Origin of the sequence: Thioclava sp. GXIMD4216, assembly GCF_037949285.1 — a bacterium.
In the GTDB taxonomy this organism is placed as follows: Bacteria; Pseudomonadota; Alphaproteobacteria; order Rhodobacterales; family Rhodobacteraceae; genus Thioclava; species Thioclava litoralis.
Window position 1 is genome coordinate 2683166 of the sequence record NZ_CP149926.1, and the last position, 13888, is coordinate 2697053.

A 13888-nucleotide genomic window follows, 5' to 3' on the forward strand; every position below is an offset into this window, starting at 1 on the left:
GGCTTAGAACGGCAGGCCGACAACGAAGCGCGCGCCCAGAGGCTCGGAGGTGACATCGGCATCGGTGGGACGGATATTCTCGGCCCAGATCACACCGCCATGCGCCTCCACGATCTGCTTCGAGATCGCCAGCCCAAGACCGGAATGGTCGCCGAATTGCCCCTCGGGCCGCTGCGAATAGAACCGCTTGAACACTTTCGACAGCGCCTCTTCCGGAATGCCCGGCCCCGTATCCTCGACCACCACCAGCACGCGGTTGTCACGCTTGCGCGCCCAGACCCGCACGGCATCCCCCTCTTCGCTGAAGGAAATCGCATTGGTGATCAGGTTGACGAAGACTTGCGCCAGACGCCCTTCGAGACCATTGATAATGATCGGGTCCGACGGCAGGTCGGTGATGAAATCAACCCCTTTTTCCTTCGCCTGAGCCCCGAGATACTGCGCGAGGTTATCGACCGTATGAATCAGGTCGAAGGCTTCTTCTTCCTCTTTCACCAATTCGGAATCAAGGCGCGAGGCATTGGAAATATCGGAAACCAGCCGGTCCAGACGACGCACATCATGGTCGATCACATCCAGAAGCTTCTCGCGATGCTCTTCCTTTTTCACCATGCGCAGCGACGCCACGGCAGAGCGCAGGCTGGCAAGCGGGTTCTTGATCTCGTGGCTGACATCGGCGGCGAATTGTTCATTGGCGTCGATACGGTCGTAAAGTGCCGTGACCATGCCGCGCAACGCACCGGAAAGGCGACCGATCTCATCGGGGCGGGCCGACAGATCGGGGATGCGCACGCGCGACGGGCTCATCTTGCGGGCATGACGCTCGCTGCCGATCTCGGCGGCGGCGGCAAGATCGGAAATCGGGTTGGCAATCGTTGACGCCAGCACCAGAGACAACCCGATCGACACGATGATCGCGATCACGAACATCTGCAGAACCTGCTCGCGCTCGACCCGCACCAGATGGTCGATTTCGCCCGCAGCCGAGGTCAGCGCGATCGACCCCACAATGCGGTTATCCTGATAGATCCCTGTTGCCACAGAGAAAATTGTCGCGCCACTGATATCACGACGGGTATCCATGCGGGTCACACCGGGGCTCAGCTCGGCATTGAGATCCTGCGCGATGACCTGCGTGCTGACCGGCGCGCCACCCTCCCCGCGATGGATCAGCGAGGAGGCCAGCTCCCAGCCGCGCCCGAGAACATCGGTGATCAGCGTCGAGCGAGTATCGTCGCGCCGCCCCGTTACATCCGCCGCAGGCGCAGTGGCCACGTCATCGGAACTGATCAGAAGATTCCCAGCAGCATCAAAGACATACAGCGCAGACCCCGCCGGAAGCTGGACCCCTGAGAGCGTATCGACAACATCGATACCGTCCCCCGCCGCCAGATTGACCGGCGCAGTCTTCGGCAGTCTCGCCTCGAATACATCGGCGATCAGCTCGGCCTCGACAACAATCGCATTTTCGCGCTGCACAACGAGACTATCACGGAACGGGTTCAGATACAGAACCCCCGCCACCAGCACGACCATTGCCAAAAGGTTGAAGGTGATGATCTTGCGCGCCAGAGGCGAGCGGTTCAACGAGATCAGGCTCCGCTTCTCGCGTCGCTTGGCAATGCCATCATCGACAGCGCCACTGCCCGCGACCCAGTCCTCCCCCAGATCGACCGCCGTCGTTTCCGTGTTCCGTTTCTTGGTACTCATCCCAAGGCTCAACCCGATCCGTCCCGCGATGCTCATTCTTCGTTATAACGGTAACCGATGCCATAAAGCGTTTCGATGGCCGAAAAATCCTCGTCAACGCTGCGCATTTTCTTGCGAAGGCGCTTGATATGGCTGTCGATCGTGCGGTCATCGACATAGACCTGATCATCATAGGCCACATCCATCAACTGATCGCGCGATTTCACAAAGCCCGGACGCTGCGCCAGAGCCTGCAACAGCAGGAATTCCGTGACGGTCAGGGTAACGTCCTTCCCCTTCCAGCTGACCGAATGGCGCAGCGGGTCCATCACCAGCGCACCACGCGTAATCACCTTTGTCTCTTCGGTTACAGCCGTTTCCGTCCGCCCCTCAAGCGCGTCCTGACGCCGCAAAAGCGCGCGGATCCGCTCGACCAGAAGGCGCTGGCTGAAGGGTTTTTTGACATAGTCATCCGCGCCCATACGCAGCCCCAGAACCTCGTCGATCTCGTCATCTTTCGAGGTCAGGAAAATTACGGGCATCGTCGTTTTCTGGCGCAGACGCTGCAACAGATCCATCCCGTCCATACGGGGCATCTTGATATCCAGCACGGCCATATCGGGGAGACGTTTGTTGAACGCATCCAGTGCTGCCTGACCGTCATTATAGGTCTCGACATCGAAGCCTTCCGCCTCAAGGGTCATGGCTACCGATGTAAGAATATTGCGATCATCATCGACCAAAGCAATTCGCGACATGAGCCTGCCCCCTCATTCTTCCGGACGGTTATAGTTATTCGGCATCATCGGCATCCATAGGGGAAGAATCAACACGAAGCTGAAACGCGCATCGTTTCCGCCTGCGATTGCATCCCAAAAGCCTCAATTTAGGGTTAACTGACAAGATTGTGTCACTATGTCTCAGGTTTGGTTGCGCTAAAGTGCAAATGATAACGCTAACGGTAGCGCACCCTGTGTTCCCTAAAGATTTTAGCGTGGTATATGGTCGATTATCCGGTGCACTTCTGGCACCGAAGGCGATCCGTCCAAGGCCCGGATGGATCGGGAGGATTCCATTGAACCGCCGCACTACGACGGCATTCGGGAGCTACAGATGATCATCGGACACGTGAACCCGGCACAGCGCCTGGAAGATCAAGGCATTTCTGGACTGGGCAATGTCTATTACAACCTGATCGAGCCGGCGCTGGTCGAAGAGGCGCTCAAACGCAATGAAGGCACCCTTGGTAAGGGCGGCGCATTCTATTGCACGACCGGTGCGCATACCGGCCGCTCGCCCAAAGACAAGTTTGTTGTCCGCACCCCCGAAGTTGAGAACACCATCTGGTGGGAAAACAACAATCCGATGGACGAAGACAAGTTCGATCTGCTGCATGCCGATATGCTCGCGCATATGGCGGGCCGCGACTACTTCGTGCAGGATCTGTTCGGCGGTGCCGATCCGGCGCATCGTCTTGATGTGCGCGTGGTATCCGAACTCGCATGGCACAACCTCTTCATCCGCACCATGCTGCGCCGCCCCGAGCGTTCCGAGCTGGACAGCTTTGTTCCGGAATTCACCATCGTGAACTGCCCGAGCTTCAAAGCCGACCCCGAACGCCACGGCTGCCGCTCGGAAACGGTGATCGCGCTGAACTTCTCGAAGAAGCTCATCCTCATCGGCAACACCGAATATGCGGGCGAAAACAAGAAGGGCGTGTTCTCCCTTCTCAACTACATCCTGCCCGGCAATGGCATCATGCCGATGCACTGCTCGGCCAACCACGCCATCGATAATCCCGATGATGCGGCCATCTTCTTCGGCCTGTCGGGCACCGGCAAGACCACGCTTTCGGCAAGCCCGTCGCGCACGCTGATCGGCGATGACGAGCATGGCTGGTCGGACGAGGGCATCTTCAACTTCGAAGGCGGCTGCTACGCGAAAACGATCAACCTCTCGGCCGAAGCCGAGCCCGAGATCTACGCAACCTGCTCGATGTTCGGCACCGTGGTCGAGAACATGACCTTCGATCCCGAGACGCTGGATCTCAACTTCGAAGACAACTCGATCACCGACAACATGCGCTGTGCCTACCCGCTGCATTACATCTCGAATGCGTCGGAAACCTCGGTCGGTGGCAGCCCCAAACACGTGATCATGCTGACCTGCGATGCCTATGGCGTTCTGCCGCCCATCGCACGTCTGACCCCTGCACAGGCCATGTATCACTTCCTTTCGGGCTTCACCTCGAAAACTCCGGGCACGGAAATCGGTGTGGTCGAGCCCATCCCGACCTTCTCCACCTGCTTCGGTGCGCCCTTCATGCCGCGTCGTCCGGAAGTCTACGGCAAGCTGCTGGCCGAGAAGATCGCAAAGAACGGTGCATCCTGCTGGCTGGTGAACACCGGTTGGACCGGTGGCAAGTTCGGCGAAGGCTCGCGTATGCCCATCAAGGCCACCCGCGCGCTTCTCGATGCCGCACTCGACGGGTCGCTGGATGCGGTCCAGTTCCGCAAAGATCCGAATTTCGGCTTCGAAGTTCCGGTTCTGGTGGCTGGCGTTGACACCAAGCTTCTGAACCCGCGCGACACGTGGGTCGACCCGAACGCCTATGACGCGCAGGCCGCCAAACTGGTGAAAATGTTCTCGGACAATTTCGAGCAATATGTTCCCTATATCGACGACGAAGTGAAAGCCGTCGCGATCGGCTGACCCCCGAGCGAAGACCGTTAAGAAGGGCCGGGATTTCCCGGCCCTTTCCATTTTTGCCCCACGCGCTAGCTTTGCACTGTAACAGACCGTGGTGGCCTATGATTTTCGGTATTCTCGTCCTTGGCCTGATGGCTTTTCTCTGGCTCTGGACACGCACGCGCCTCCCCGAACGCCCCGACCTGCCCCCCGAGGTTCTCGCCTTGCCGGAAAAGACGCGGTTGGCAGGGATCTGGCCCGATCTCTCGATATCCGGTGTGCTTCCGCTTCCGGATGGCATCGAGGCCTTCGCGACCCGCCTCAAGCTGATCGAGATGGCCGAACATAGTATCGAGGTGCAATACTATCTGTGGCGTCCCGATACCTGCGGAAGCCTGATGTTGGAGGCCCTGCACAAAGCGGCGGAGCGCGGTGTGCGGGTGCGCCTTCTGATCGACGATAACGCGACCAAACCGATTGACGCGCGGATCGCGTGGATGAATGCCCATCCTCGGATCGAAGTGCGGCTTTTCAACCCCTTTCCGCTGCGCGGCATGCGGCTTCTGGGCTATGCAATGGATTTCCGGCGCCTGAACCGGCGCATGCATAACAAGGCGCTGGTGGTCGATGGGCGCGCCGCCGTGGTTGGCGGGCGCAATGTGGGGGATGAATATTACAATGATCTCGCCCGCATGGGCACCTTCATGGATTTCGACGCGCTCGTGATGGGCCGCGCCGCATGCGAGGCCCGCGAGGAATTCGAAACCTACTGGAATTCCGAACCGACATGGCCCGCAGACACCATCCTGCCCGACCGGCTGTTAGAGGACACCCGAACAGGCGCGGCGCAGAATGCAGAGCGCGCCAAAAGTGAGGATGCGCAGAACTTTCTGGCGCTTCTGGCCGAAACCCCGACCACGGAGGAACTGGAGGCAGGCCGCCCCAATCTGCGTGAAGCCGAGGTGAAGCTGCTTTATGACGCCCCCGAAAAGGTTCTGGGCCGCGCCCGTCGCCGCAATCTGCTGTTTCCCAATATGCATATGGCGATGGGCACGCCCACCACCCGTTTCGATATAATCTCGCCCTATTTCGTGCCGCGCAATGCGGGCCGCCGCCAGTTGATCAAGCTGGCCAAAGCAGGGGTGAAGGTGCGGGTACTGACCAATTCGCTGGCCTCCTCGGACAAGCCCATCGTCCATACCGGCTATTCGGGCCAGCGCCGCAAACTGCTGTCGGGCGGGGTGGAGATCTATGAATTCGCCCATGACGAACATGTCAAGTTCCGCCGTGGGCTGATCGGGCATCACCGCCGCGGGACCTCGCCCTTTGCGCGTACGAAACTGCATGCCAAAATCCTGTCTGTCGATACCGAGAAGGTCTTTATCGGCACCTTCAACTTCGATCCGCGTTCGCTTCTGCTGAATACCGAAATGGGGATCGTGATCCACGATAAGGACTGGGCGGAGCACTTGCATAAAGGCTTTGAAAGCGTCATTCCCGCCGCGGCATGGAAACTGACGCGCGAACACAAGCGCATCCGCTGGGAACGCACCACCGATCAGGGCACGGAAATCTGGCACCACGAGCCCTATACCTCGTGGTGGCAGCGTTTCCTGATCGTGGCAGGATCGTTCCTGCCGATCGAGTGGTTACTTTGACTTCCGCTCGCGCTTGACCTTACGGGCCTTGGCGCGGGTTTTGGCCTTCAGAGCGCCAATCTTGCGCGGGGCCGATGTGCCGGGCCGCCCCTTGCGCCTTGCCGAGCGGCGCGACGAGGGCAGCTCGGCCCCTTCCAGTTGCAACAGATCCAGCAACAGCCCACCCGTCACCGGCACGGCCTCGACCAGACGCACCAGAACCCGCATGCCTGCGGTGATCTCGATGCCGGTGTCGGCACCGGTCAGCGTCTGGGCCTCGCGGTCGAAATGGAAGAACTCGTTGCCGATGGCACGGATCGGGATCATCCCGTCGGCACCCGTCTCATCCAGCCGGATGAACAGGCCAAAGCCCTGCACGCCCGACACGCGGCCCGTGAACTCGTTGCCCACACGTTCCGACAGATAGGCCGCCAGATAGCGGTCGGTCGTATCGCGTTCCGCCGCCATCGACCGGCGCTCGGTATCGGAAATCTGCTTGGCCGTCTCTTCGAGGTGCTCGATATCCCATTGGCTCAGGCCATCATCGCCCCATCCATGCCCCGAGATCAGCGCCCGATGCACGATCAGGTCCGAATAGCGGCGGATCGGCGAGGTGAAATGCGCATAGGATTTCAGCGCCAGACCGAAATGCCCGAAATTCTGCGGGTAGTAATAGGCCTGCGTCATGGTCCGCAACGTGGACATATTGATCAGCTCGTTGAAATCGCTGTTCAATGCCTGTTCCAGCAGGTGGTTCAAATGCGAGGTCCGCAAGACCTGCCCCTTGGCCAGCTTGAAGCCCGAGGCCTGTGCCACCTCGCGCAAGCTCTCCAGCTTGTCCTGGCTCGGTTCTTCGTGCACGCGATACAGAAGCGGGCGCCGCAGGCGTTCAAGTTCCTCGGCGGCGGCCACATTGGCCAGCACCATGAATTCTTCGATCAGCTTATGCGCATCCAGCCGTTCCTTGAACTGGATCGAGGTCACCTTGCCCTCATCCGACAGAACGATCTTGCGCTCGGGCAGATCGAGGTTGAGCGGCTGACGACGTGCCCGCGCCCGCAGAAGAGCGGCGTAGCAGTCGTAAAGCGGCTCGATCACCTCATCCATCAGGGGCGCGCATTGGTCATCGGGGGTGCCATCGACCGCGCGCTGCACTTGGCCATATTCCAGCGAGGCCACCGATTTGATCATCGCACGGTGGAAGCTATGGCGGATCTTATTGCCATCGGCATCGATCACCATCTTCGCCACCAGAACGGCGCGCGACACGCCTTCATGCAGCGAGCATAGATCCCCCGACAGACGGTCGGGCAGCATCGGCACCACGCGGTCGGGGAAATAGCTGGAGTTGCCGCGCATCCGCGCCTCGCGGTCGAGTGCGGAATTGGGCGTCACATAATGCGCCACATCGGCAATGGCGACCCAGAGGATGGTGCCATCCTCATTGGCCGGATCTTTGTCATATTCAACGAAACAGGCGTCATCATGGTCACGCGCATCACCCGGGTCGATGGTGACAAAGGGCATATGCGTCAGGTCTTCGCGGCCCGTCATATCGGCAGGCTTTGCGGCATCGGCCTCGGCGATCACCTCATCGGGGAAACGGTCGGGAATGCCATGCTGATGGATCGCAATCAGCGACACAGCCTTGGGCGCGGTCGGGTCGCCCAGACGCGCGATGATCCGCGCCAGCGGCAGGCCTATGCGGCCACGCGGGGCGCTTTGTTCGGCCTCGACCAGCTCGCCGTCGCGGGCTTCCATAGCGGCGGCCTGCGGCACATGCCATTCCTTGTCCTGCCCCTTGTCGATCGGCACAATCCGCCCGCCCTCGGCGGTCTTGCGGAAGATGCCAACCACGACCTTCTTGGCCGCCGAACCGATCTTGCGGATGGGGCGGGCCTCGTAATCATATTGCTCGTCGGGCGTCTCGGTCAGCCGCGCCAGCACGCGGTCATGCGGCCCCAAGGCCTCTTCGCCCGCTTTGAGGATAATCAGGATCAGAGGCTCGGCCCCCTCGCCTTCCCATTCCAAAGGCTTCGCCCAGAGATCGCCCATACTGTCGGGGCGCAGCACCTCGAGCACCGTCACCGGCGGCAGCTTGGAGGGCTCGCGGAAGGACTTGCGGCGGCGCTCGACCAGCCCTTCGTCCTCCATCTCGCGCAGGATGCGCTTCAGCTCGATCTTGGCCTGCCCCTTGATGCCGAAGGCACGGGCAATATCACGCTTGGAGGTCGTGGTCGGGTTATCATTGAGCCAATCGAGGATCTGGCTGCGGGACGGAATCTGTGTTGTCATGAGTTTTGCCTAGCACGGCGCGCGATTTCCGTCACGCGGGAAAGCTCAAAGGGGCGCGACCATATCACGATGGGGCACATGCCCGTCGGGATAGGTCTCGCCATAGGCGGTGTAACCCAGTTTCTCATAGAACGGGATCGCCTGCACCTGAGCGCTAAGCATGGCCTTGGTGCAGCCTTTCGCCTTGGCCCGCGCCATCGCATCACGCAGGATCTCGGCGCCAAGCCCCAAACCGCGATGCGATTTCGCCACGCAGATGCGCCCGATCTTGGCGGTCTCGCCCTCGATAAACACCCGCGCGGTGGCAATCGGCTGATCGCCCTCACGCATCAGGATCTGCATAGCCTCGCCGTCACGGCCATCGAATTCCTCGGCCTCGCTATAGCCCTGTTCCTCGATGAAAACCGCGCGGCGCAGCGCGTGGACATCCGTCAGATCGGTGACCTCTTCGCAGGTTCTCATGCGAAATAGCCCTGAAGGATGCGGGTATAAACGGCCTTCAGCTGGGTGATCTGAGAGGTTTCGATCCGCTCGTCGACCTTATGCATGGTTTTGCCGACCAGACCGAATTCCAGCACCGGACAATGGTGTTTGATAAACCGCGCATCCGAAGTGCCACCCGAAGTGGAGAGCTCCGGCCGGAGACCGCATTCGGCCTCGATCGCATCGGAGACCAGCTCGACGAAAGGCCCCGGCGCGGTATAGAAGCTTTCGCCCGAGATAGATGCCGTCAGGCTGATCTTCACACCCGTAGCTGCCGCGACCTCTGCCACCAGACCTTCGGCCCATTCGGTCAGCGAGGCCCCGCTATGGGCATCGTTGAAGCGGATATTCACCTGCGCCGTCGCCCGCGCCGGCACCACATTGCTGGCCGCATTGCCACAATCGATGGTGGTCACCTGCAAGGAAGACGGGTCGAAATGCGCGGTGCCATTGTCCAGCGGCTGGGCATTCATGCGCCCCAGCAGATCCACCAGCGCATGCAGCGGGTTCTTGGCCCGATGCGGATAGGCGACATGGCCCTGCACGCCCTCGGCCAGCAGATCAAAGGTCACCGAGCCACGACGCCCGATCTTGATCATATCGCCCAACACTTCCGGAGAGGTCGGCTCGCCCACCAGACAGACCGACATCGTCTCGCCTTCAGCCTCCATCCAGTCCAGAACGGCCACGGTGCCATCCTTGGCGGGGCCTTCCTCATCGCCGGTAATCACGAAGACAATCGCCCCATCAGGTGGCGTGTCCTTCACGAAATCCACCGCCGCCGCGACAAAGGCCGCCACGCCGGTTTTCATATCGGTGGCCCCGCGCCCCCAAAGAACCCCATCCTCGATCAGGCCGGAAAACGGCGGCTTGGTCCAAGCGGCCTCGTCGCCCACCGGCACCACATCGGTGTGGCCGCCAAAGCCGAAAGACCTGGCCGCATTCTTCGCCCCCCAGCGGGCGAAGAGGTTGGACACGCCGCCGCGGTCCACGCGGGTGCAGGCAAAGCCCGCCTCGGTCAGCATGCCCTCCAGAAGCACCAAAGCGCCCCCCTCCTGCGGTGTGACAGAGGGGCAGCGGATCAGCTGGGCGCTGAGGTCGACGGGATCAATAGGCATGGGCTGGGCTCCTGTCAGGGGTTTCCCCTCGCATAGCGCGAAGGCCGCACAGGCACAACACTAGCCCATAAACGCCTTGCGCAGCAGATTGATGCCCGTCAGCAGCAACACAAACAGGGTCGCACGCCGGAACAGCACCGCATTCAGCCGGTCATGCGCCCAGAATCCCAGCCACAGCCCAGCAAAAGACGGAATCACCAGAAGCGCCGACATCGGAAAGGTATGGGCATTCATCACTCCCGTCATCAGATGCGCGCCCGTCAGCATCACCCCGCCCGCAAAGAAGGACACGCCCATGATCCGCATGGCTTCGGTCTTCTCGACTTTCATCGACATCAGATAGGCAATCAGCGGCGGCCCCCAGATGCCGGAGATCCCGCCAAACAAGCCGCCCACAACGCTGGACCAGAACTCGAAGCGTTTCGCATGGCGGGTGTGCAAGCGTAGCCCGTAGCCCAGAATTTCCGACGCCGTGTAAAGGATGATCGGCACGCCCAACAGCGCATAGCCCAACGCCTTGGGCAGCACCGTGACGAAATTGGCGCTGATGGCGATACAGACCAGCAGCGTGACCAGATGCAGCCGGTATTGCACCGCCGTCTCCCAAGCCGCCCGCCAGCCCTGCCGCAACGCCTGCGCCACATTGGTGGCCGTCACCGGCAGGATCAAAAGCGCAAGCGCCGTATCTGCGTCGAAGATCGAGGCATAGGCCGAAAGCATGATCATCGGCAACGCAAAGCCGATGGCACCTTTTACAAAGCCCGCAATCACCGCCACCCCGACGGCCACCGCAAGCTGCCAGATTTCCATCCCGAACATTGCACCCCTCCTCGCAATCTTGTGACCATGCTTACAGCCCGTAGAAGCGCTTGAATAGTCGAGACTATATTTTCCAAAGGGTAACATTGGATCAAATTGTAACTCTATTTTGGTTTTTTATTGCGCTGCGACTGCAAAAGGATTACAAGGAAGTCCACTCAGGGAGGACTGATTCATGGCGCATGATGGGGCGGAGATGAGCATGACTGGCATTCTGGCGGATCTGACGACAGTGACGGGGGCAACCCTGCCCGAGATCGCCACACTGGTCTCGCAGGCCAAAGAGGCGCTGCGCCACAAGGTAACCGTTGACGGGCGCGTATCGGGTGCCGCACTGGAGGCGCACCAGTTTCAGGCGCATGCGCTGGCATGGCTGGCCACCTATGAGGAAAGCCTCAAACAGCTTCAGGCATGGGCGCTGCGTTCCAGCGAGAACGGTCTGGGTGTGATCGACAGTCTGCTGCTGCAGATCGGCTTTGGCGAATATCTCAACCAGATCGCGGGTGGCATCCCGATGAGCCAGGGCGAGATCGCGCGCCTGTCGGATCTGGAGATCAGCTGGACCCCGTCGGCAGAAGCCCGCGAACTGATGACCCGCGGCAACAGCCCCGAGGCCCGCCAGATGCTGGTTGCCGAGTTGCGCGAGCTGCAGGGCCGTTCGATCTTCGGCACCTCCGGTCTGGACGAAGAGCTGGAGATGGTGCGCGAGCAATTCTACCGCTACGCCGAGGAAAAGGTAAAACCCTTCGCCCATGAATGGCACCTGAAGGACGAGCTGATCCCGATGGAGACCATCGAGGAACTGGCCGAACTGGGCGTCTTCGGCCTGACCATCCCCGAGGAATATGGCGGCTTCGGCATGTCGAAGGCGGCGATGGCCGTGGTCACCGAAGAACTGTCACGCGGCTATATCGGCGTGGGCTCGCTGGGCACGCGCTCGGAAATCGCGGCAGAGCTGATCCTTTGCGGCGGCACCGAAGAGCAAAAGCAGAAATGGCTGCCCGGTCTGGCCTCGGGCGAGATCCTGTCCACAGCGGTCTTTACCGAACCGAACACCGGCTCGGATCTGGGGTCTTTGCGGACCCGCGCGGTGAAGGAGGGCGATGACTGGGTGATCACCGGCAATAAGACATGGATCACCCATGCGCAGCGCACCCATGTGATGACGCTTCTGGCCCGCACCGATCCTTCGACCAGCGACTATAAGGGCCTGTCGATGTTTCTGGCCGAAAAGACGCCGGGCACCGATGACAACCCCTTCCCCACCGAGGGCATGACCGGCGGCGAGATCGAGGTCTTGGGCTATCGCGGCATGAAGGAATACGAGCTTGGCTTCGACGGCTTCCGCGTGAAGGGCGAGAACCTTCTGGGCGGCGAGGAAGGCAAGGGCTTCAAGCAGCTGATGGAGACCTTCGAATCCGCGCGCATCCAGACGGCGGCCCGTGCCGTTGGCGTGGCGCAATCGGCCTGTGAGGTGGCGATGCAATATGCCATCGACCGCAAGCAGTTCGGCAAATCGCTGATCGAATTCCCGCGGGTGGCAGGCAAGCTGGCCATCATGGCGACCGAGACGATGATCGCCCGCCAGCTGACCTATTTCTCGGCTTGGGAAAAGGACCACGGCCACCGCTGCGACCTTGAGGCCGGCATGGCGAAACTGCTGGGCGCGCGCGTGGCATGGTCGGCCGCCGACAACGGGTTGCAGATCCACGGCGGGAATGGTTTCGCGCTGGAATACCAGATCTCGCGCATCCTTTGTGACGCCCGCATCCTGAATATCTTCGAAGGTGCTGCCGAGATTCAGGCGCAGGTGATCGCCCGCCGCCTGCTAGGCTGATCTTGCGACATCGGGGCCTTCAGGCCCCGATTTTCCCCGATTCTGATTGCATAGCCCCATGATCCGCGCAATCTGGGCGGAAACATTAGGGGGATGCGATGATCCGTGACGCGCGTGCGAGTGATGCCGAAGATATTCTGGACATCTACAATGACGCGGTGCAGACCACGACCGCCATCTGGAATGAGATTCTGGTGGATGCGGAGAACCGTCGCGCGTGGATTGCCGAGCGTCAGGCTGCGGGCTTTCCGGTCTTTGTGACCGAGCTGGACGGCAAGGTTATGGGCTATGCCAGCTATGGCCCCTATCGCCCCCATGACGGCTATGCGCTAAGCGTCGAACATTCGGTCTATGTGCACCCGTCGATGCGCGGGCGCGGGCTTGGGACGCCGCTGCTTGAGGCGGTGATCTCCCATGCGCGGGATGCGGGCAAACATGTGATGGTGGCGGCGATTTCCGAAGACAATCCCGGATCGATCAAGCTGCACGAACGGCTGGGCTTTGTTGAAACGGGCCGCATGCCGGAGGTAGGGCGCAAATTCGGACGCTGGCTCAATCTGGTGCTGCTGCAACTGAAGCTGGACGACCGTCCCGCGCCCTAAAGCCGCGCGAGAGCCTCGACCAGACGCGCCCGTGCCGCAGGCAAAGGGCGGTTGCCCAAAGCAGGGGCCAGATGGGTGTTCAGGAAATAGCCCGTGAGCCCCAGCCCCTCTTCGACCTCAGCCAGCGAGGCAGGCCCCTGCCCCAACAGGAATTGCGGCAAGGGCAGAAGGCGCGGCGCCCAATCGCCCGCGCCTTTACGGCTCACCGCACGACCCGTTTTGGGGCTGACATAAGCCAGATCGTCAAAACTGCCGGTCACCGCACAGCGCGTCAGATCCAGCCCGTAGCCCAGATCCTCCAGAAGGGTCATTTCCCAGCGCAGGTAATCCAAAATCCAGCCCTCATGGGCCTGCCCGATCACATCGAACAGCGGCTCGGAGCGATGATAAAGGGCGGGATGCGCCTCACGGTCGGGCAATGCGAAGGCCAGCAGAGCGCAGGTGGAATTCAGCCCCAGCAGCGCCAGCCTGTCCTGCATCGCCCCCGCACGCGATTTAAGCGGCTCGACGGTGAAGGCCCCAAGCTGATCGGCCAGACGCGCCCGCCACCGGACGGACACATGGCTTCCCGGTTGCAGATGCGCTGCCATCTTGCGCGAGGCCCCGCCCCGCACGATGCCCGCATGGCGGCCATGGGTTTCGGTGAATACCTCGATCAGGCGCGAGGTCTCGCCCTGCGGACGGCTGGTCAGGATGGTGCCTTGGTCAACCCAATCCATC

11 protein-coding genes are annotated in these 13888 nt (G+C 61.1%); 4 read left to right on the forward strand and 7 right to left on the reverse strand.

The genetic code is table 11. The features are described from left to right. Positions 1 to 3 precede the first annotated feature (3 nt). Both WDB88_RS13145 and WDB88_RS13150 read right to left on the reverse strand, forming a co-directional pair. Positions 4 to 1710: a sensor histidine kinase gene (locus WDB88_RS13145; RefSeq protein ID WP_339108122.1), complete on the reverse strand. Its 1707-nt coding sequence runs from the start codon at positions 1708 to 1710 to the stop codon at positions 4 to 6. Between the two features lie 32 nt (positions 1711 to 1742). Then, a complete protein-coding gene (locus WDB88_RS13150) occupies positions 1743 to 2447 on the reverse strand; it encodes a response regulator transcription factor (protein WP_339108123.1) in 705 nt (234 codons plus the stop codon). 355 nt (positions 2448 to 2802) lie between these two features. Between WDB88_RS13150 and WDB88_RS13155 the strand changes: the two genes are divergently transcribed. Together WDB88_RS13155 and WDB88_RS13160 are read left to right on the forward strand one after the other, a co-directional pair. Beyond that, complete coding sequence (locus WDB88_RS13155; RefSeq protein WP_339108124.1) at positions 2803 to 4401, forward strand: phosphoenolpyruvate carboxykinase; 1599 nt, start codon at positions 2803 to 2805, stop codon at positions 4399 to 4401. A 98-nt stretch (positions 4402 to 4499) separates the two neighbouring features. Next, positions 4500 to 6035, forward strand: a complete 1536-nt coding sequence (locus tag WDB88_RS13160) for a phospholipase D family protein (RefSeq protein WP_339108125.1) — start codon at positions 4500 to 4502, stop codon at positions 6033 to 6035. On the opposite strand, the gene rnr is transcribed toward WDB88_RS13160, so the two are convergent. From rnr to WDB88_RS13180, 4 genes are read right to left on the reverse strand one after another with little or no spacing between them, the layout of a single operon-like run. Continuing rightward, positions 6027 to 8309 (reverse strand): ribonuclease R, encoded by a 2283-nt coding sequence (gene rnr / locus WDB88_RS13165; protein ID WP_339108126.1) that lies wholly within the window; start codon positions 8307 to 8309, stop codon positions 6027 to 6029. The genes WDB88_RS13160 and rnr overlap by 9 nt on opposite strands. 45 nt (positions 8310 to 8354) lie before the next feature. Beyond that, positions 8355 to 8771: a GNAT family N-acetyltransferase gene (locus tag WDB88_RS13170; protein WP_339108127.1), complete on the reverse strand. Its 417-nt coding sequence runs from the start codon at positions 8769 to 8771 to the stop codon at positions 8355 to 8357. Then, the gene (gene dapE, locus WDB88_RS13175) at positions 8768 to 9910 is read right to left on the reverse strand and encodes a succinyl-diaminopimelate desuccinylase (RefSeq protein WP_339108128.1); all 1143 of its coding nucleotides are present in this window, start codon (positions 9908 to 9910) and stop codon (positions 8768 to 8770) included. The genes WDB88_RS13170 and dapE overlap by 4 nt, the downstream gene beginning before the upstream one ends. Before the next feature lie 60 nt (positions 9911 to 9970). Continuing rightward, positions 9971 to 10729, reverse strand: a complete 759-nt coding sequence (locus WDB88_RS13180) for a sulfite exporter TauE/SafE family protein (RefSeq protein ID WP_339108129.1) — start codon at positions 10727 to 10729, stop codon at positions 9971 to 9973. Between the two features lie 175 nt (positions 10730 to 10904). On the opposite strand from WDB88_RS13180, the gene WDB88_RS13185 reads away from it, so the two are divergent. After that, positions 10905 to 12566 (forward strand): acyl-CoA dehydrogenase family protein, encoded by a 1662-nt coding sequence (locus tag WDB88_RS13185; RefSeq protein ID WP_339108130.1) that lies wholly within the window; start codon positions 10905 to 10907, stop codon positions 12564 to 12566. 98 nt (positions 12567 to 12664) lie between these two features. Next, complete coding sequence (locus tag WDB88_RS13190) at positions 12665 to 13168, forward strand: N-acetyltransferase family protein (protein WP_339108131.1); 504 nt, start codon at positions 12665 to 12667, stop codon at positions 13166 to 13168. On the opposite strand, the gene recO is transcribed toward WDB88_RS13190, so the two are convergent. Continuing rightward, positions 13165 to 13887, reverse strand: coding sequence for a DNA repair protein RecO (gene recO / locus WDB88_RS13195; protein WP_339108132.1), 723 nt, complete (start codon positions 13885 to 13887; stop codon positions 13165 to 13167). The two genes, WDB88_RS13190 and recO, sit on opposite strands and share 4 nt — an antisense overlap. Between the last annotated feature and the right edge of the window lies 1 nt (position 13888).